Annotated in this window: 17 protein-coding genes; 6 read left to right on the forward strand and 11 right to left on the reverse strand. The window is 72.1% G+C overall.

Going from position 1 to position 17,685, the window contains the following annotated elements; genetic code table 11:
- The 4 genes from QMK24_RS16640 to QMK24_RS16655 all read right to left on the reverse strand — a co-directional run.
- Positions 1-561, reverse strand: a 561-nt coding sequence (locus tag QMK24_RS16640) for an alcohol dehydrogenase catalytic domain-containing protein (RefSeq protein ID WP_283466802.1), incomplete at its 3' end; no start/stop codon positions are given.
- Positions 562-859: 298 nt separating this feature from the next.
- On the reverse strand, positions 860-2,260 hold the full coding sequence (locus tag QMK24_RS16645; protein WP_283466803.1) for an aldehyde dehydrogenase family protein: 1,401 nt from the start codon (positions 2,258-2,260) through the stop codon (positions 860-862).
- 159 nt (positions 2,261-2,419) lie between these two features.
- A complete protein-coding gene (locus QMK24_RS16650; protein ID WP_283466805.1) occupies positions 2,420-4,630 on the reverse strand; it encodes a molybdopterin-dependent oxidoreductase in 2,211 nt (736 codons plus the stop codon).
- 120 nt (positions 4,631-4,750) lie between these two features.
- Positions 4,751-5,371, reverse strand: coding sequence for a TetR/AcrR family transcriptional regulator (locus QMK24_RS16655; protein WP_283466806.1), 621 nt, complete (start codon positions 5,369-5,371; stop codon positions 4,751-4,753).
- Between the two features lie 118 nt (positions 5,372-5,489).
- Between QMK24_RS16655 and hmgA the strand changes: the two genes are divergently transcribed.
- The 3 genes from hmgA to QMK24_RS16670 all read left to right on the forward strand — a co-directional run bounded on the left by hmgA (position 5,490) and on the right by QMK24_RS16670 (position 9,019).
- On the forward strand, positions 5,490-6,797 hold the full coding sequence (gene hmgA, locus QMK24_RS16660; RefSeq protein WP_283466808.1) for a homogentisate 1,2-dioxygenase: 1,308 nt from the start codon (positions 5,490-5,492) through the stop codon (positions 6,795-6,797).
- Positions 6,794-7,540, forward strand: coding sequence for a GntR family transcriptional regulator (locus QMK24_RS16665; RefSeq protein WP_283466810.1), 747 nt, complete (start codon positions 6,794-6,796; stop codon positions 7,538-7,540). The genes hmgA and QMK24_RS16665 overlap by 4 nt, the downstream gene beginning before the upstream one ends.
- Positions 7,541-7,711: 171 nt before the next feature.
- Positions 7,712-9,019 carry a type ISP restriction/modification enzyme gene (locus QMK24_RS16670; RefSeq protein WP_502962531.1) on the forward strand — a complete coding sequence of 436 codons (1,308 nt, stop codon included), beginning with the start codon at positions 7,712-7,714 and terminating at the stop codon, positions 9,017-9,019.
- Between the two features lie 210 nt (positions 9,020-9,229).
- Here QMK24_RS16670 and QMK24_RS16675 read toward each other — a convergent pair whose 3' ends face one another.
- Positions 9,230-9,493: a hypothetical protein gene (locus tag QMK24_RS16675; protein ID WP_283466813.1), complete on the reverse strand. Its 264-nt coding sequence runs from the start codon at positions 9,491-9,493 to the stop codon at positions 9,230-9,232.
- Between the two features lie 289 nt (positions 9,494-9,782).
- On the opposite strand from QMK24_RS16675, the gene QMK24_RS41830 reads away from it, so the two are divergent.
- A complete protein-coding gene (locus QMK24_RS41830) occupies positions 9,783-10,181 on the forward strand; it encodes a hypothetical protein (protein ID WP_502962532.1) in 399 nt (132 codons plus the stop codon).
- Here QMK24_RS41830 and QMK24_RS16685 read toward each other — a convergent pair.
- Positions 10,151-10,945 carry an SGNH/GDSL hydrolase family protein gene (locus tag QMK24_RS16685; protein WP_283466817.1) on the reverse strand — a complete coding sequence of 265 codons (795 nt, stop codon included), beginning with the start codon at positions 10,943-10,945 and terminating at the stop codon, positions 10,151-10,153. The two genes, QMK24_RS41830 and QMK24_RS16685, sit on opposite strands and share 31 nt — an antisense overlap.
- A 241-nt stretch (positions 10,946-11,186) precedes the next feature.
- Here QMK24_RS16685 and QMK24_RS16690 point away from each other — a divergent pair, with 241 nt between their 5' ends.
- Positions 11,187-12,356, forward strand: a complete 1,170-nt coding sequence (locus QMK24_RS16690) for a DUF5925 domain-containing protein (RefSeq protein WP_502962533.1) — start codon at positions 11,187-11,189, stop codon at positions 12,354-12,356.
- 103 nt (positions 12,357-12,459) lie between these two features.
- Here the strand turns inward: QMK24_RS16690 and QMK24_RS16695 are convergent, their stop codons facing one another.
- The 4 genes from QMK24_RS16695 to QMK24_RS16710 all read right to left on the reverse strand — a co-directional run bounded on the left by QMK24_RS16695 (position 12,460) and on the right by QMK24_RS16710 (position 15,818).
- Positions 12,460-12,834 (reverse strand): GntR family transcriptional regulator, encoded by a 375-nt coding sequence (locus QMK24_RS16695; RefSeq protein WP_283466822.1) that lies wholly within the window; start codon positions 12,832-12,834, stop codon positions 12,460-12,462.
- 27 nt (positions 12,835-12,861) lie between these two features.
- On the reverse strand, positions 12,862-13,473 hold the full coding sequence (locus tag QMK24_RS16700) for a CGNR zinc finger domain-containing protein (protein WP_283466824.1): 612 nt from the start codon (positions 13,471-13,473) through the stop codon (positions 12,862-12,864).
- 120 nt (positions 13,474-13,593) lie between these two features.
- Positions 13,594-14,241 (reverse strand): class I SAM-dependent methyltransferase, encoded by a 648-nt coding sequence (locus tag QMK24_RS16705; protein WP_283466827.1) that lies wholly within the window; start codon positions 14,239-14,241, stop codon positions 13,594-13,596.
- On the reverse strand, positions 14,238-15,818 hold the full coding sequence (locus QMK24_RS16710) for a carboxyl transferase domain-containing protein (RefSeq protein ID WP_283466829.1): 1,581 nt from the start codon (positions 15,816-15,818) through the stop codon (positions 14,238-14,240). The genes QMK24_RS16705 and QMK24_RS16710 overlap by 4 nt, the downstream gene beginning before the upstream one ends.
- Positions 15,819-16,050: 232 nt before the next feature.
- Here QMK24_RS16710 and QMK24_RS16715 point away from each other — a divergent pair, with 232 nt between their 5' ends.
- A complete protein-coding gene (locus QMK24_RS16715; RefSeq protein ID WP_283466832.1) occupies positions 16,051-17,061 on the forward strand; it encodes a lytic polysaccharide monooxygenase auxiliary activity family 9 protein in 1,011 nt (336 codons plus the stop codon).
- 109 nt (positions 17,062-17,170) lie between these two features.
- Here QMK24_RS16715 and QMK24_RS16720 read toward each other — a convergent pair whose 3' ends face one another.
- A complete protein-coding gene (locus QMK24_RS16720; RefSeq protein WP_283466834.1) occupies positions 17,171-17,617 on the reverse strand; it encodes a MarR family winged helix-turn-helix transcriptional regulator in 447 nt (148 codons plus the stop codon).
- Positions 17,618-17,685 lie beyond the last annotated feature (68 nt).

Consider the following 17,685-nt stretch of genomic DNA (forward strand, 5'->3'; position numbering starts at 1 on the left):
CCCGAAGACCGCGACCGACTCACCGGTACGGACCCGGGCGGCATGGTGGACCGCCCCGTAACCGGTGAGGACGGCGCAGCCGAGCAGCGCGGCGTCGGTGAGCGGAATGCCGTCCGGCAGCGGCAGGACGGCGTTCTCGGAGACGACCGTCTCCTCGGCGAAGACGGCGGTGCCCAGGCCGGGGTACAACTCGCTCCCGTCGGCGGCGAGTTTCGCGTAGGGGACGGTGGCCGCGGCTCCCGCGTTGGCGCACAGCCACGGCTCGTCCAGCGCACAGAAGTGGCAGGCACCGCAGGAGGGTGCCCAGTTGAGGACGACGCGGTCGCCCGGCACGACAGCCGTGACGCCCTCGCCGACCTCGGTGACGGTCCCGGCGCCCTCGTGGCCGAGGACGGCCGGGACCGGCTGCCGCAGGGTCCCGTTGGACAGGGACAGGTCGGAGTGGCAGACGCCCGCGGCGGCGAGCCGGATCCGTACCTGGCCGGGACCGGGGGCGGGGATCTCGATCTCAGTGACGATCAGGGGCTGGCTGACGGCGGGAAGGACGGCGGCGCGGACCACGGGGTTCCTCTCGGACGCACTGTTGGCGCACTGTTGGCGCACTGTTCGGGGCGCGGAAGTCATCAGGACCGGCCGGAACCGGCCCGGTGCAGCAGGACCGGGCCGGTTCTTCCCGGGCAGGCCCTGGCCGGCCAGGAACAGGAAAAGGACCGGGCCGGCCAGGGCGGAGCCTGCCAGAACGGACCGGGGCAGGTCACATCCGGCGGGAGCGGGTCGGAAACGCGAGCGGGTCGGAAACGCGAGCGGGTCGGAAACGCGAGCGGGTCAAAACCAGGAGCCGGTCAGAAGCAGAAGCCGGTCAGAACTGGAGCGACTTGGTCTGCAGGTACTCCGCCAGTCCGTGGGCGCCCAGCTCGCGGCCGACACCCGACTGCTTGTACCCGCCGAACGGCGCCAGCGGATTGAACCGGCCACCGTTGATGTCGACCTGGCCGGCGTCCATCCGGCGGGCGAAGGCGACGGCTTCCGACTCCTCGGCGGACCAGACCGCGCCCGCGAGACCGTAGACGGTGCCGTTGGCGATCCGCAGGGCGTCGTCCTCGTCCTCGTACTTCAGGATGGCGACGACCGGGCCGAAGATCTCCTCCTGGGCGATGGTCATCTCCGGGGTGACGTCGGCGAAGACGGTGGGCCGGATGTAGTAGCCGGTCCCGAGTCCCGCAGGGGCGTCGGGGCCGCCCACGACGACCCGGGCGCCTTCCTCGATACCGCGCTGGATGTAGCCGCGGACGCGGTCGCGCTGCTTGGCGTTGACGACCGGGCCGAGCCGTTCACCCGGTACGTACTTGGCCGCCGCGGCTGTGGCGATCTCCACCGCCTCGTCGTAGCGGTCGGCGTCGACGAGCATGCGGGTCCAGGCGCTGCAGGTCTGGCCGGAGTTGGAGAAGACGTTGCCGAGGCCGGTGTTGACGGCCTTGGCGAGGTCGGCGCTCGGCAGGATGACGTTGGCGGACTTGCCGCCGAGTTCGAGGGCGACGCGCTTGACGGCGCCGCCCGCGGTGGCGCCGATCTGCTTGCCGACGGCGGTGGATCCGGTGAAGGAGACCAGGTCCACACCGTCGTGGGCGGCCAGAGCCTGTCCCGCGACCGGGCCGAGACCGGTGACGAGGTTGAACACCCCGGCCGGGATGCCCGCCTCATGGACTGCCTCGGCGAAGAGCTGGGCGGTGAGCGGGGTGTCCTCGGCGGGCTTGAGGACGATCGTGCAGCCCGCGGCGAGTGCGGGTGCGACCTTGGCGACGATCTGGTGCAGCGGGTAGTTCCAGGGGGTGATGGCGCCGACGACGCCCACCGGCTCCTGGAAGACGGTGGAGTTGCCGACCTTCTCCTCGAAGGCGTACGAGGCGGCGAGCAGCGCGTACGAACCGGCCACGGCGATCGGCAGATCGGTGTGGACCGCGGCGGCGAAGGCGAGCGGGGCGCCCAGCTCGGCGCTGATCGTCCCGGCGATCTCCTCACGGCGGGCGGCCAGCCGGTCGCGCAGCGCGCCGATGAGGGCGGCGCGGTCGGCGGGCGCGGTCGCGGCCCAGCCGGGGAGCGCGGCCCGGGCCGCGCTCACGGCGGCGTCCACGTCCTGCGCCGTACCGGCCGGTACGGATGCGATGACCTGCTCGTCCGCCGGGTTGACCACCTCGATCGACTCGTGCCCGGCGGCCGGCCGCCACGCCCCGTCGATGTACATCCCGTCGTGAGCCTTCACGTCGTCGTCCTCCCGGTATGGCGGATCTGTCTGACCCACCCAAACTAGCGCCGTTAGTTTTTGCACGCCAGAGGCCCTCACGTGCCCTGGCTCACGCCCTCGCCCGTCCCGTCCGGACGGGCGGACGGCCGGATCCCCGGCTGTCGGTATCCCCCGCTGTCAGCGACCTCCGGAGGCGGCCGAGATCTGGACCGGGAACCCGTTGAGTACGGCGGTGCCGGAGAGCGGGTCCAGCCGGGTGCCGTCCAGGAGTTGGTTGACGTTGGCCCCGGGGTGGAGGCCCGCGGTGGCGAGCCGGGTGCCGTCGCGGTCGTGCCCCCAGCCGTGCGGAAGGCTGACGACACCGGGACGTACGGCGTCGGTGACCTCGACCGGGGCCTCGATCTCACCGCCGTCGCCCTTCACGAGGGCGGTGGAGCCGTCGGTGAGCCCGAACCGGGCGGCGTCGTCGGGGTGGACCTGCAGGGTGCACAGGTTCGTACCGCCGGCGAGCGCCGGCACGTTGTGCATCCAGCTGTTGTTGGACCGCAGGTGGCGGCGGCCGATGAGGACGGGCCCCGCGGCCCGTCCGGTCAGGGAGCGCAGCAGCCGCGGCACATCGGCGGCGATGGGCGCCGGGGCGAGTTCGATCCGGCCCGAGGGGGTGCGGAGGATCTCGGGGACGCGCGGGGCGAGCGGCCCGAGGTCGATGCCGTGCGGGTGGGCGAGCACATCGTCGAGTGTGAGGGCGTAGGGGCCCATCCGGAGCATCAGGTCCAGGCGCCGCTCGTATCCGGTCCTGCCGCTGAGCCGGCCCGCCGCCGCGCCCGGATCATCGCCGTGGAACGGCGACTGCGGGTCGGCGGTCGCGCGGGTGAGCAGCCGGGCGATGGCCTGCTCGTCCACGACGGCGGGGTCCGCCCCGGCTCCCGCGCCGGACAGGATGTGGACGAGCCGGGCGTAGATCTCGGGCTCGTCCGGCCGGCCGTCCTCCAGGGGAACGGCCGCGCGGGTGTAGCGCACGGTGTTGCGGACGGCGAGCGTGGAGAAGGCGAAGTCGTAGTGAGCGCTCTGCGCCGGCCGCGGCGGCGGCAGGACGACGTGGGCGTGCCGGGACGTCTCGTTGAGGTACGGGTCCACGCTGATCATGAAGTCCAGCCCGGCCAGCGCCCGGTCGAGACGGTGGCCGTCCGGCGCGGAGAGCACCGGGTTCGCGGCGAGGGCGATGACGGCCCGGATCCGGCCTTCGCCGGGGGTGTCGATCTCCTCGGCGAAGGCGGCGGCGGGGAGTTCGCCCTTCACCTCGGGATGGCCGGAGACCCGGCTGTACCAGCGGCCGACGGTGAACCCCTTGCCGGGCGCGGCGGCCCGGGGAGCGCGGGCGGTGGGGGCGAGCGGGAACATGGCGCCGCCGGGCCGGTCGAGATTGCCGGTCAGCACATTGAGCACGTCGACGAGCCAGCTGCCCAGGGTGCCGAACTCGACGGCGGTACTGCCGAGCCGCCCGTAGACGGCGGCGCTGGGCGCGGCGGCCAGTTCGCGGGCGAGGGCGCGGATCTCACCGGCCGGCACCTCGCAGACGCCCTCGACGGCCTCCGGGGTGAACTCCGCAGCGAGGGCGCGTACCTCCTCCACGCCGGTGACCTGGTCGGCGAGCGTGCCGAGATCGGTCAGCCCCTCCGCGAACAGCACCTGGACGAGGGCGAAGAGCAGGGCCGCATCCGTGCCCGGCCGCAGGGAGATGTGCCGGTCGGCGGCCTCCGCGGTGCGGGTCCGCTTGGGGTCGATGACCGTGATCCGTCCGCCGCGCCGCCGCAGGGCCTTGAGCTTGCCGGGGAAGTCGGCGGCGGTGGCCAGGCTGCCGTTGGAGACGAGCGGGTTCGCGCCGAGGATGAGCAGGTAGTCCGTGCGGTCCAGGTCGGGGACCGGAATCGCGTTGGGGTCGCCGAAGAGGTAGCCGCACGAGACGTGCTTGGGCATCTGGTCGAGGGTGCTGGCGGAGAAGATGTTGCGGCTGCGCAGGGCGCCGATGAGCTGCGAGGGGTAGAGGCCGCCCGCGACGGTGTGGACGTTGGGGTTGCCGAGGACGACACCCACGGCGTCGGGCCCGTGCGCGGCGGTGACCGTGCCGAGTCCCGCGGCGGCCGCCGCGAACGCCTCGGCCCAGCCGGTCTCGACGAGCCGGCCGTCCTTGCGGACGAGGGGCCGTCGCAGCCGGTCGGGATCGGCGTCGAGGGCGCCGAAGGTGGCGCCCTTGGGGCAGATGAAGCCGGCGCTGAACACGTCGTCGCGGTCACCGCGCGCGCTGGTGACCTTGTCGTCCTCGATGGTGAGCGTCAGGCCGCAGGTGGCCTCGCACAGCGGGCAGATACGCAGAGCGGTACGGGTCATCAGGCTCTCCTGGGACGGCGGCAGCGCACGTACACGGCGAGCATACCGACCGGTATGCATGCGGGAACCCCCGTGGCTGAATCAATTGACCGAATCCATTGACCGCATCAAGCGGCCGAATCAATCGGCCGCGCGGTCGAGATAGGCGCGCAGCAGGCGCTTGGTCTCGGCGATGACGGCCGGGTCCCCCGACGGGTCGGTACGGAAGGCGAGCTGGATCAGGGCGTCGGCCGCTTCCACGCTGATCACGAAGGTGAGCCGGGTGTACACGTCCTCCGGATCGAGGCCCAGCCGGCCGGCGAGCAGGGCGAGCAGCCGGTCGGCGAGGTGGTGGTTGGGCTCACCGGAAATGCCGAATTCAACGAGTTCGAATCCGGGGGTGACCCCCTTCATGGCGATGTACTCGTCGACGACGACGTCGATGGCGAGATCGAGGGACAGGAGTCCACCGGTCCTCCGCCGGCCCGGGGCAGCGGAGGCCGGTTCCGCGAGGCGGGCCGTGACGCGGTCGAGGTACCGGTCGAGATTGCGGTGGGCCAGGGCGTCGGCCATCGCGCGCTTGTTGCAGAAGAACCGGTAGACGGAGCCGATGGGAACGGCGGCGCGGGCGGCCACCGCGCGGGTGCTGAGGCTCTCGTACCCGCCTTCGTCGAGCAGTTCCGCGCAGGCGTCGAGGATGCGGGTGAGGCGTTCGGTGCTGCGCTGCTGCACCGGGGTTCGGCGGAGCCCTTGGCCGGTCACGGCACACCCTCCTTTTCAGGCCACCCTAGCGGCGGCCCGCCACAAGGTCATTGACGGTTTGCACCACCCATTCCTATGGTCGACCATAGGAATGGGACAACGGCACCGGGAGCGCACGATGGGCAGCACACACGACACAGACCTCACGTACTCCCCCGGTTTTGGGAACGAGCACGTCAGCGAGGCGGTGCCCGGAGCGCTGCCGATCGGCCGGAACTCTCCCCAGCGCGCCCCGCTCGGCCTGTATGCGGAGCAGCTCAGCGGTACGGCGTTCACCGAGCCCCGGCACCACAACCGCCGCAGCTGGCTCTACCGGATCCGCCCGTCGGCCGCCCACCCGCCGTTCCGCCGAACCGACAACGGGTCGCTGCGCAGCGCGCCCTTCCTCGATGTGGAGCCGGACCCCAACCGGCTGCGCTGGAGCGCCCCCGCCCTGCCGGAGACCCCCACCGACTTCGTCCAGGGCCTGGTCTCCGTCGGCGGCAACGGTGACGTACTGCGTCGCGAGGGCATCGGCATCCACTGGTACGCGGCCAACAGGTCGATGACGGAGCGGGTCTTCTCGTCCTCCGACGGCGAGTTCCTGATCGTGCCCGAGCACGGCACTCTGCTGCTCCGTACCGAGCTGGGCGTGCTCCGGGCCGGTCCCGGCGAGGTCGCGCTGATCCCACGGGGCATGCGTTTCCGGGTGGAGCTGCTGGATCCCACCGCCCGCGGCTATGTGTGCGAGAACTACGGGCAGGCCTTCCGGCTCCCCGACCTCGGCCCGATCGGTGCGAACGGGCTGGCCGCCGCACGGGACTTCCTGGCGCCCGTGGCCGCCTTCGAGGACCGCGAGGAACCGGTCGAGGTGATCAACAAATTCGGCGGAAACCTCTGGGCCGCCACCTACGACCACTCACCGCTCGATGTCGTCGCCTGGCACGGCAGCCTCGTCCCGTACGTCTACGACCTGCGGCGGTTCAATGTCCTGGGCTCGCTGAGCTACGACCACCCGGACCCGTCGATCTTCACGGTGCTGACCTCACCGTCCGACACCCCCGGACTGGCCAACGCCGACTTCGTGGTCTTCGCGCCGCGCTGGCTGGTCGGCGAGGACACCTTCCGCCCGCCGTACTTCCACCGCAATGTCATGAGCGAGTTCATGGGCCTGATCGAGGGCGCGTACGACGCGAAGGCCGAGGGCTTCGTCCCCGGCGGCGCCTCCCTGCACAACATGATGTCGGCGCACGGCCCCGACCGCGCCACCTTCGACAAGGCCAGCGCCGCCGAGCTGAGGCCCCAGAAGGTCGACGACGGCCTGGCCTTCATGTTCGAGACCCGCTGGCCCGTCGTACCGACCGCCGGCGCGCTCACCGCGGATCACCGGCAGGAAGGCTACGACCAGGTGTGGCACGGCCTTGAGCGGCACTTCAGGGCGTCATGACCCCCTTCGCCCCGGACTCGATAGTCCTCAACCGCAAACTGCCGCTCTGGTACCAGGTCTCGCAGTCGCTGCGCGCCTCGATACTGGGCCGCCGCCCGGACGCCTCGCTGCGGCTGCCGACCGAGGACGACCTGGCCGGCCACTACGGCGTGAGCGTGCTGACCATGCGCCAGGCCCTCAAGGAACTGGAGACGGAGGGGCTGATCAGCCGGCACCGGCGGCGCGGCACCTTCATCGAGCCGACCGCGCTGCGCGGCGCGCCGGTACGGCTGCTGGGCTCGGTCGACGCGATCGTGGCCCAGCAGTCCGGCGGCCACACGGCCGTCATCGGGCGCGAGACCGTGCCCGTTCCGCCGGAGGTCGCCGAGCACTTCCCGGACCTGGCGGAGGCGACCGCCTTCCGGCGGCTGCGCTGCGAGGAGAGCGGTGAGCCGGCCAACTGGGCGGAGAATTTCGTCCGCCCGGAACTCGGCGACCGCATCGACCTCGCCGATCTCGAACGCTGGCCGATGACCAAGGTGCTGCGGGACGTGCTCGGCGTACGGATCAGCCGGATCACCGACACCGTGGAGGCCCGGCTGGCGGACCCGGAGACCGCGCGGCTGCTCCAGGTCCCGCTGCTCAGCCCGATCCTCCACTACACCGGGGTGACCTACGACGAGGCGGGCCGCGCGGTGGACGTGGTACGGATCCACTACCGCGGGGACCGGTTCTCGTTCACGGTGACGATGGAGGCGCGCTAGCTGGTTACGCGTCCTTCGGCCGCGTTGTCCTCAATCTCCGGACGGGCTTGATTTCAAGCCCGTCCGGAGATTGAGGACGAAACGGCGACAGTGCGGCCCCGTCCGAGGCTCAGTACCATGCCGACGGTGGGAAGCGCATCCGCGAATCCAGGCGCTGGGGAGGCCCGTCACGTGACGCCGCCACGAGCCGTCGGCTCCAACGCCGGGGCGGGCCATGACGCTCCCGCGCTCGCGGACCTGATGCCGTGGTCCGTCGCGCCGCTGCTCTACGGGCGGTCCTGGGCGGTGGCACCGGATGCACAGGCCCTCCGGGCCCGCTGGGCCGCGCTGCTCGCGGCGCCCGACGAGGCCGAACGGGAGCGGCTGCTGCGCCCGAGCCGGGCTCGTGGACTGCACACCCCGGTCCCCCAGCTGCCGGTGCCGCGGCTGGCGGGCCTGCCCGCCGCCACCACCCGGCTCGCCCGCGAGACCGGGCCCTGCCCGGACCCCGTCCGCGTGCTGCACGGGGCCTTCGACCAGCAGTGGCTGATCCCCGACCACCGGCTCATCGACGCCGCCCGTCCCGAGCTGTGGCGGGTCGCCGACGAGCGACAGATCTTCGCCGTGGAGCAGGCCCGTATCCCGAACGTCCCCGGACCTGCCCTGTCGTTCAGCGCCGTACTGCCCGACGGCCGCTCCCCCGCGGGGAAACCGGGCCGTATCCGGCCGCTGTACCGGCGGCCCGGCGGCCAGGACCCCAATCTCGCGCCCGGCCTGACCGAGCTGCTGGGCGAACTGCTCGGCCTGCCCGTGACCGCCGAGGACGTCCTCGCCTGGATCACGGTCGCCGGGCTGCCGGGACGGGACGGCGTCGTGGTGCCGCTCACCCGCGACCCGGACCTCTGGCTCGCGGCCGTCGGGCTGGGGCGTACCACGATCTGGCTGCACACCCGGGGCGAGCGCTGCGCGGATCCCGCCGCGGGGCGGCCCGGCGGCCAGCCCCGGCTGCCGGGCGGGCGGCGCCCCTACGTACGCGCTCCGCTGCCCGGTGTCCCGCGCGCCGGCGAGCTGGAGTACGACCCGGAGCAACAGGCGCTACGGGTCGGAGCCGGGCTGGTCTCACCGGTGCCGGCCGCCGCCTGGGACTTCCACGCGGGCGGAGTGCGGGTGCTGGAAGCCTGGTACGAACGGCGGACGGCCGTCGCGGCGCCGGGGACGCTGGAGGCGCTCCGCCCCTCGCGCTGGACCCGCGCGACCACCACGGAGCTGCTCGAACTCGTCAGCGTGCTCGCGATGCTGGCCGAGCTCCGGCCGGAGCGACGGCGGCTGGCGGAGCGGCTGGAGAGGGAGGCCGGGGCACGGCGGGCGGGCGCGGCGGGGATCTCCGCCGACGCCCTGCGCCGAGCGGGGGTGCTGCCCGCTCCCGTGGGAGCGCGGCGCCCCGCCTCGGTGCTCGACCACCACGAGGAAGGGCCGGACGGTCAGTTCGCGTTGCTGTGAGCTGTGCGGTGCCGTCCTGAGCTGCCGTGCTGAGCTGTGCCGTGCCGTGCCGTGCGGTGCCGGGCTGAAGCCATGCGGTGAGTCGTGCGGCAGGCACGGCGCGTTGACGCACGCGGACGCGCGTAGAGCCCCTGCCGTTCACGGCGAGCACACCGAAACGCCGCTGGCCGCAGCGCTGTGCCGGGACGGTGTGACCGCCGGAAGGTGGGATCAGCGGCGGCTGCCGAACAGCGAGCGCTGCAGGCGCCGCAGAGGCGCGAACAGCGACACTCTCGCACTGCGGCTCGCCTTGGTGCGCGCCGAATCCCGCGAGGTCAGCTCCCGCATCAGCAGCGTCGCCTCCGCGCTCTCACGGTGTGGTACGGCAGGGCCGCCCAGTATCGCGAGATGACGGTCCAGACGCGTGCTGGTCGTGCTGCTTCCGCAGTTGATGGCAGGCACTCTCGGCCTGCTCCGCATTGCTATTTGTTCCATGACACTCCCCACCCGTACGAGGGCACCCGGCCCGGGCAGGGTAACCCTATCGTCCCGCCGCGTCACCTGCGCATCCCCGGTCCCGGATTCACCTTCCCACCTTGGGTGTTGACGCGGAATCAGCGAATTACCGGTCCACGAACGGCAGTTGGACGCAGGTCCAGCGGCCGGGAACCGACGGCGAACCCCGGTTCCGGCCCCGCCCGGCATCGCGGTGACCGGCATCAACCGCACGCGATTGAGGTAGATTTCCCCCGAATCACTCCGGTTGCGGACAGGGGTTCGCGTTATGAGCGCAGGCACGGGTGATGAGCGCGTGATCGCGGACCGCTACCGGCTGATCGGCGGGCTCGGACGCGGCGGAATGGGCGTGGCGTGGCGGGCCCGCGACGAGCTGCTGGGCCGCGAGGTCGCCGTCAAGGAGGTACGGGCTCCGGCCGGGCCCGACGAGCGCGAGGTGCGGCAGCTGTACGCCCGCCTGGAACAGGAGGACAGGGCGGCGGCCCGGATCGTCCACCGGAACGTCATCTGGATGGCGGTGGAGGTCGTGAGTCCGAAGGCGTTCCCGTCGGACCATGTTCCGTTCACGGTGGACTGCCGGGCACCGACGACGCCGCCGTCAACGACGCCGGCGCCGGCAGTGACGACCGGGATCGGTCAGGCGGCTCCGCTGAACGCGGGGAGGTAACCGCCGGACTGCCCGGCCGCCTTGGGGTGATAGGACTCGTCGATCGGCCAGGTCAGGCTGTTCAGCCACGGTGAGCCGGAGCAGAGTTCATGCCCGGTGAAGGTGCCGCGCACATCGGCGAAGGTGAAGCCGTGATCGGCGACGCGCTTGGAGATCACCGTGTCGAGTTCGTCGGCCGCGCCGTTGATGGCGGCGCGGGAGGTATCACTGAGACCGCCCCAGCAGCTGCCGCCGATCTTGTAGAAGTGCGGGTAGCCGAGGACGACGACATGGGCGTTGGGGGCCTTGGAGCCGATGGCGTTGTATACGCCGTCGAGAAGACCGGGGAGGGTGTTGTCCGCGTAGGCGCGGGCTTGCGCGATACGGGCCAGGCAGGTGCTCTCGGAATTGAGCACGCAGGTGGTCATCACGTCGGAGAAGCCCGCGTCATTACCGCCGATGCTGATGCTCACCAGGCCCGTGGACGAATTGAGCGCTCCGAGCTGATTGTTGACGACGTCACCCGTACGGGCACCCGAACAGGCGATGAAGGAGAACCCGGACGGGGCATGGGCCGCCGCCCACAGGGCCGGGTATGCCTTGGTGCTGCGCTTGCAGGAGCCGCTGGCGCTGTCGTAGCTGCCGGCTCCGACACCTGCGGAGTACGAGTCTCCGAGGGCCGCGTACGCGGGGGTGGTGGCGTGCGCGGGTACCGCGCCTATGAGAGCGAGGCCGGTGGTGAGGATCAGCGCGGATGCGGCTGACGCAAAACGGGACAGTCTCATGGAACCTCCCTGGGCAGGATCTCTGCAACACCCGTTGTACCCGCCGGTAACCCTCGGGCGTAAGTGTCATGCTCATGAATTTTTTGCCGTGCACGTTGCATTCATATGAAACGTCCGCAACTCATCAACTCCCCAGCACAGCAGCCGACTCCGCTCGAAGTCCGCTCGAAGTCCGCAGCCGGTTCCGGGTAAGGCTTCCGGCCCGGAAAAGCACTGGGCGGATGCGGGCCCGTGCCGGATCATGGGCCGCATGTCCGTGAACCCCCGTGAACCGAGGAGGCTTGTGCCGCCGAGCCCGCCCGCCCTCGCACACACCCCACTGGTGCCACGTCCGCCGCACCGCGCCGTACCCGTTCATCTGCGCCTGGACGACAGCGATTCACCGTCCGACGTCGTCGACGCGCTCTTCCTGGGCCGCTTCACGTCCGGCGAACAGCCGTACTCGCGCGGCGCGTCGCTGGAGAACGTCAAGTCCGGTCTGACGCTGATCCCGCCGGACGCCGCCGTGCTGCGCCAGGCCCGCGACAAGGACCGCAGCGCCACCCTCGCCGAAGGCGACGGCTGGACGATCCTGATCTCCCGCTGGAACCGCGGCGCCGACGTCACCGTCGCCGCAGTCACCGACGAACTGGCCGAGCAGGTGCTCGCCCGGGCCGTCGAGGACGCCGAGGACGAACCGGAACCACAGCCCGAGAGCGTCACCATGGGCTTCTGGTACGTCTCACCCCGGCGCGGCCCGCACCGCACCACCCGGCAGATCTCCGCGGCCACTTGGGAAGAGCTGCGGGGCAACTACACGGCCCCGGTGGCCGAGGCCATGGACGGCCTCATGAAGCTCACCAAGGACGACATCACCGGCCGCCTGCTCCTCCTCCACGGCCCGCCCGGCACGGGGAAGACCTCAGCGCTGCGCACCCTCGCCCGCTCCTGGCGCGACTGGTGCCAGGTGGACTGCGTCCTTGACCCCGAACGGCTCTTCAACGATGTCGGCTATCTGATGGACATCGCCATCGGCGAGGACGACGGCACCGCCGGCGGCCGCTGGCGGCTGCTCCTGCTCGAGGACTGCGACGAACTGATCCGCGGCCAGGCCAAGCACCAGACGGGCCAGGCCCTGTCCCGTCTCCTCAACCTCACCGACGGACTCCTCGGCCAGGGCCGCAACGTCCTCGTCGGCATCACCACCAACGAGGACCTGGAACGGCTGCACCCCGCCGTCGTCCGGCCGGGCCGCTGTCTGTCCCGCATCGAGGTCGGACCGCTGACCCGTGACGAGTCCGCCGCCTGGCTCGGCACCACCGAGGGAATCGGGCGCGAGGGCGCCACCCTCGCGGAGCTGTACGCGCTGCGGCGCGGCGCGGGCTCCTCGATCCCGGCTCCCGCCGCGGCTTCCGACGGCCTGTACCTCTGAGTTCCGGCGGGCGGTTCGGGTGTCCGCACGTCGGCGCCCGCGTCGCGTGACAGCCCGGGCCCCGACCCGCAACGGGTCGGACGCGAACCACCAGCCAGCCGCACTACCCCTCGTAAGCGGCGCGCAGCGCGTCCTGGACGGCAGCGAGGGCGGAGGCGCGGTCCAGGCCGAGGCGGCGGGCGCGTTGCGCGAAGTCCGCGGCGGCGGCCGCGGCCTGACGCTCGGCGGCATCGCCCGCGGCAGCGACGAACGTGCCGTGGCGGCCCCGGGTCTCCACGACACCATCGGCTTCGAGCGCGCGGTAGGCCTTGGCCACCGTATTGGCCGCCAGACCCAGTTCCTCGGCGAGACCGCGGACGGTCGGGAGCTTGTAGCCGACGGGGATGCGGCCCGAGCGGGCCTGGTCGGCGATCTGCTCGCGCACTTGCTCGAAGGGGGCGGTGGCCGCATCGGGGGCGACGGTGATCCTCAGGCTCATGCCGGGATCCTGGCACAACGGACCGGATCAGCCCGCCTCCACGTCCGCCGACCCGCGCCGCCGTTGATAGTGGCGGGCGACCCTGGCCCGGTTGCCGCAGGCCGGCTTGCACCACTCCTGGCGGCCGTGTCCCTTGACGAAGTAGCGCACGCACCGTGGTGCGGCGCAGGCCCGCAGCTGGTCGCGTTGCGGGCCCGTCAGGAAGTCGATGGCGGAACGCGCCAGGCCGGCGATGAGCCGCACCCGCGAGTCGAGTTCCGTGGACAGCACCAGGGCGGCGGGGGCTTCGCCGTGGCGCCAGTCCAGCTGGGGGGCGACCGGTTCGCGGGCGGCGGCGCTGTTGAGGCGCGCCAGGGCCTGGTCGGTGGGTATGAGACGGTGGGCGTCCGCGCGGCTCGGCGGGGCGGGGCTCACGGCCTGGGCGAACAGCGCCCGTACCGCCTGCCGCAGGGCGACGATCTCGCTCCTGAGTTCCTCGTCGGCGGCGAAATCCCCGGCGGAGAGGCTGCCGGTGAGCAGGGCGTCCTGACCCCGGACCCAGCGGGTCGTCTCCTCGACGGTGGCCAGGTCGTCGGCGACACCGCCCTCCCCGTCGTGCCGGATCGTGCTCACCAGATCCAACGCCGGACAGCGCTCCATCGGACTCCCCCTCTCCGCCGCGGATCCATTCCTCGGGCCATGCGTTCACAGCCTACGACCCCTAATGAGAATGGGAGACTCACTCATTAGCCGCCCGGCACCTGGCGCCCGGCGGCGGCCCTACACGCTCGCGAACCGGACGACCGCGGCGTACCGCTCGTCGTGAACGGCCTTCCCCCAAAGGGCGGGGTCGTGTGCCAGCTGCTCGACGCGGATGTGTCCTGCGAGGGGCGCGGCCAGTTCGGCGAGGGCGTCGGCGGCGATGCCCACCGGGCTGATGTCGCCCCACCTGCCTTCGATGAGGACCATGCGTCCGCCGGGCCTCAGCAGCCGCGCCCAGTGCCGCAGCACCTCCGCCGGGTCGCGCAGCGTCCACAGCACATGGCGGACCAGCACCACATCGAACTGCCCGGCCTCGACAGGCGGTTCTGCCGCGTCCCCCTCCAGCACCCGCGCGCCGGTGCCGTCGAGTTTCCTGCGGGCCTGCTCCACCATTCGCGGCGACAGGTCGACGGCCGTGACACGGTGGCCCTGCCGCGCCGCGAGCAGCGTCAGGCTGCCGGTGCCGCACCCGAGATCGAGGACATCGCTGGCCCCGCCGGGCAGCCAGGACCGCAATCGTTCGTCCCAGGCGGCCCGTATCCCGGGGTTGCGCAGGCCGTGGTCCGGCTCGTCGTCGAACCGCTCGGCGGCGGCGTCCCAGTACTCCGTACTCCCGGTGCTCCCGGTGCTCCCGGCACTCCCAGTACTCCCGGTCTCAGCGCTCATACCGGAATCGTGTCACCCGCCTCTGACAATCCGAGGTTGCGATACCTGCGGCGCCGGGCGGCCAGCCGCTCGTCACGGTCACGGACCCGCAGAGCGGCCAGCTCGGTGCCCAGCAGAGCGCCGAGACGGGTGAGGAATTCCGTGGGGTCGTCGGCCGCGTCGGGGGTCTCCTCGACGATGGTGTCGACGATCCGGTTGGCGAGCAGATCGGCGGAGCCCACGCCCTGCCGGTCCGCGACCTCGAACGCCCGGTCCGTCGTCCGGTAGAGGATCGCGGACGCGCCTTCCGGCGGGAGCGGCGAGAGCCAGGCGTGCCGTGCGGCGATGACCCGGTCGGCGGGAAGGAGCGCCAGCGCGCCGCCTCCGGCGCCCTGGCCGAGCAGCAGGCACAGGGTGGGAGCGGGGAGGGTGACCAGATCGGCGAGGCAGCGGGCGATCTCCCCAGCGAGGCCGCCCTCCTCGGCCTCGCGGCTGAGTGCCGCGCCCGCCGTGTCGATGACGGTGAGCAGCGGAAGGCCGAGCTCGGCGGCGATCCGCATTCCGCGCCGTGCCTCACGCAGCCCGGCAGGCCCCAGCGGGGCGGGCCCGGCCTCGCCGGGGCGCCGGTCGTGGCCCAGGACGACGCACGGGGTCGGCCCGAACCGGGCCAGCGCGAGCAGCAGTCCGGGGTCTCGTTCCCCCGCGCCCGTACCGCTCAGCGGCGTGACCTCGCGCCCGGCCCCCGCCAGCAGCGCCCGCAGCCCCGGCCGGTCCGGCCTGCGCGAGCGCCGGATCGACTCCGCCGTGGAGACCCCGTCGACCCCGTCGACCGCTGCCGACCGCGCGGCGGCACCGCCGGAATCGACACGAGAACCCCTCTCGATACCCGTCTCACCACCCAACTCGTCACCCGCCTCGCCGCACAGCACGTCCAGCGCCCGGGCCGCGGCCTCCGCCAGCTGCCCAGCCGGGAGCACGGCGTCGACCAGCCCGTTGGCCAGCAGGTTCTCGGCGACCTGGACGCCGGCCGGGAAGGGCTCGCCGTACAGCGCCTCATGGACCCGCGGGCCGAGAAACCCGATCAGCGCGCCCGGTTCCGCGGCCGTGACATGGCCGAGTGATCCCCAGGAGGCGAGCACCCCGCCCGTGGTCGGATGCCGCAGATAGACGAGGTAGGGCAGTTGGGCCGCCTTGTGGTCGGTGATGGCGGCAGCGACCTTGACCATCTGCAGGAACGCGATGGTCCCTTCCTGCATCCGCGTACCGCCGGAAGCAGGGGAAGCGAGCAGCGGCAGTTGCTCCCGGGTGGCCCGCTCCACCGCTGTCACCAGCCGCGTCCCGGCCGCCACCCCGATCGATCCACCGAGGAACCCGAACTCCCCCACGATGAGCGCGACCCGCCGCCCCCGGATCCGGCCCTCACCCGTGACCACGGATTCATCAAGTCCGGTACGCAGCTGTGCCTTCTCGACATCGGCGCGATAGTCCTCCGCCACGGGCAGCCCGGTGACGGGTTCGTCCCATCGACGCCAGCTGCCGGCATCGACGGCGGCCTCGATCAGTTGCAGCGCGGCGGGCCGCCGGCTCGGTTCAGTCATGGCGCCACCCTGCCACGAGCCCTCACGCGAGCGCGTTCTTAATCGGCGCTCAGGGGCCCCTTAATGGCGGCATAAGGATCGGCTTTGCGCAGTTGGCGGCGTGATTTCGGCGGGTGGACGCGGCTAGCGTGCTGGTCGTCCGGCCGGTGTGCGGACGGAGAGCGGATCCGGACCGGATGTCGTTCTCCGCTTCTTGCCGGACCTGGCACCACCGTCGAAGGAGACACCCGGAATGACCGTACGTCGCAAGGCCGCCGCAGTCGCCGTCATGGGCTTCGCGCCGCTTGTGCTGACCGGCCTCGCCGCCGCTCCCGCGAGCGCGCACGGCTCCATGGAGAATCCCGTCAGCCGGGTGTCCGCCTGCTATGCGGAGGGCCCGGAGAATCCGCGGTCGGCCGCGTGCAAGGCCGCTGTTGCGGCCGGCGGGAGGCAGGCGCTCTACGACTGGAACTCGGTGCGGGACGGTGAAGCGGGCGGGCGCAGCCGGTCGAAGGTACCCGACGGGCAGCTGTGCAGCGGAGGCAATGCGGAGTACAAGGGCCTCGACCTGGCACGAGCGGACTGGCCGGCCACCGGCATGAGCAGTGGTTCGTTCACCTTCAAGTACCGGGCGACCGCACCGCACAAGGGCTCCTTCGACCTGTACATCACGAAGGACGGTTACGATCCGTCGAAGCAGCTCAAGTGGTCGGACCTGGAGGCGAAGCCCTTCGCGTCCGTCACCGATCCGACGCTCACGAACGGCAGTTACGTGTTCTCCGGCACGGTGCCGAAGCGGGCGGGCCGGCATCTGATCTACAGCGTCTGGCAGCGTTCCGACAGCACCGAGGCCTTCTACTCCTGCTCGGACGTGGTCTTCGGCAAGGACACCGGAGGCTCGGCTCCCGCTCCCTCCGTTCCTTCGCACACTCCCGCGCAGGGCGCCTCGCACAGCGCTCCGGCCACCGCCGATCCCGCGCCGTCCGCGTCCGCGCCGTCCGAGGCGCAGATAGCCGCGGGCACCTCGAAGTCCACCGTGCACCACGACCACACGGCGGCCATCACCTCCGCGCCGGCCGGCAACGCGCCGAAGGCCGACGGCTCGGCCGCTCCCGCCGACGGCACGAACCTCGCCGAGACCGGTGGTTCCAGCAGTACGGGACCGCTCGCCATCGGCGGCGCCGCGGTGGTCGCGATCGGCTGCTCGGTGCTGCTCACCACCGTCCGCCGCAGGGCCGCCGCGGCGGGGCGTCACCGCTCCTGACGGCCGTCTCCCCCTGGTCCGGTGCCGCTGTTCCCCCACGGGCAGCGGCATCGCCGTTTCACCGGCCGGTCGTATACGGGGCGTATACGACCGCAGCTCACGCAGGCGTCTACCAGTTGGGGCGGATGGGGCCGCCCGGCGCCAGGCGCGCGAGATCGTCGCGCAGGGCGTGCAGCCGGCGCTCGCCGAGGAGCGCGGCCCAGGGGCGTACGGCGTCGGCCGCGGACTCCTCCGCGGCGCGCGTGCAGGCCCAGCCGCGGTCGGTGAGAACGACGAGGCGGGCGCGGGCGTCGTCCGGGTGCGGGCGGCGCTCCACGTAGCCCTTGCGGACGAGTTCCTCGACCATCTGGCTCGCCGCCTGGCGGGTGACTCCGAGGTGTTCTGCCAGGTCGGCAGCTGTCGCGCCGCCCGGGGCCAGGCGGGTGAAGGCGAAGCCGTGGGCCGGCCTGAGGTCGTCGAAACCGCGGGCGACGACGCCGTCGTGGATGGCGGCGGTGAGACCGCCGGCCGCGGCGAGCAGGGTCGCGGTCAGGCTCATGGCGTCAGCGTTGTTCACGGGGACAGCTTGACACACTGCGCAAGCTACTTGACTATATAGTCAAGCAACTTGCTCAATCAGCTTGA

Origin of the sequence: Streptomyces sp. PH10-H1 (assembly GCF_030063355.1) — a bacterium.
Classification (GTDB): domain Bacteria; phylum Actinomycetota; class Actinomycetes; order Streptomycetales; family Streptomycetaceae; genus Actinacidiphila.

What these genes read in the sequence shown, in the direction of transcription:
- QMK24_RS16650 (WP_283466805.1), bottom strand. Translation starts at nt 4,630, where the DNA reads ATGACCCGTACCGCTCTGCGTATCTGCCCGCTGTGCGAGGCCACCTGC.
- hmgA (WP_283466808.1), top strand. Translation starts at nt 5,490, where the DNA reads ATGGGCAGCACACACGACACAGACCTCACGTACTCCCCCGGTTTTGGG.
- QMK24_RS16665 (WP_283466810.1), top strand. Translation starts at nt 6,794, where the DNA reads ATGACCCCCTTCGCCCCGGACTCGATAGTCCTCAACCGCAAACTGCCG.
- QMK24_RS16675 (WP_283466813.1), bottom strand. Translation starts at nt 9,493, where the DNA reads ATGGAACAAATAGCAATGCGGAGCAGGCCGAGAGTGCCTGCCATCAAC.
- QMK24_RS41830 (WP_502962532.1), top strand. Translation starts at nt 9,783, where the DNA reads ATGAGCGCAGGCACGGGTGATGAGCGCGTGATCGCGGACCGCTACCGG.
- QMK24_RS16685 (WP_283466817.1), bottom strand. Translation starts at nt 10,945, where the DNA reads ATGAGACTGTCCCGTTTTGCGTCAGCCGCATCCGCGCTGATCCTCACC.
- QMK24_RS16690 (WP_502962533.1), top strand. Translation starts at nt 11,187, where the DNA reads ATGGGCCGCATGTCCGTGAACCCCCGTGAACCGAGGAGGCTTGTGCCG.
- QMK24_RS16695 (WP_283466822.1), bottom strand. Translation starts at nt 12,834, where the DNA reads ATGAGCCTGAGGATCACCGTCGCCCCCGATGCGGCCACCGCCCCCTTC.
- QMK24_RS16700 (WP_283466824.1), bottom strand. Translation starts at nt 13,473, where the DNA reads ATGGAGCGCTGTCCGGCGTTGGATCTGGTGAGCACGATCCGGCACGAC.
- QMK24_RS16705 (WP_283466827.1), bottom strand. Translation starts at nt 14,241, where the DNA reads ATGAGCGCTGAGACCGGGAGTACTGGGAGTGCCGGGAGCACCGGGAGC.
- QMK24_RS16710 (WP_283466829.1), bottom strand. Translation starts at nt 15,818, where the DNA reads ATGACTGAACCGAGCCGGCGGCCCGCCGCGCTGCAACTGATCGAGGCC.
- QMK24_RS16715 (WP_283466832.1), top strand. Translation starts at nt 16,051, where the DNA reads ATGACCGTACGTCGCAAGGCCGCCGCAGTCGCCGTCATGGGCTTCGCG.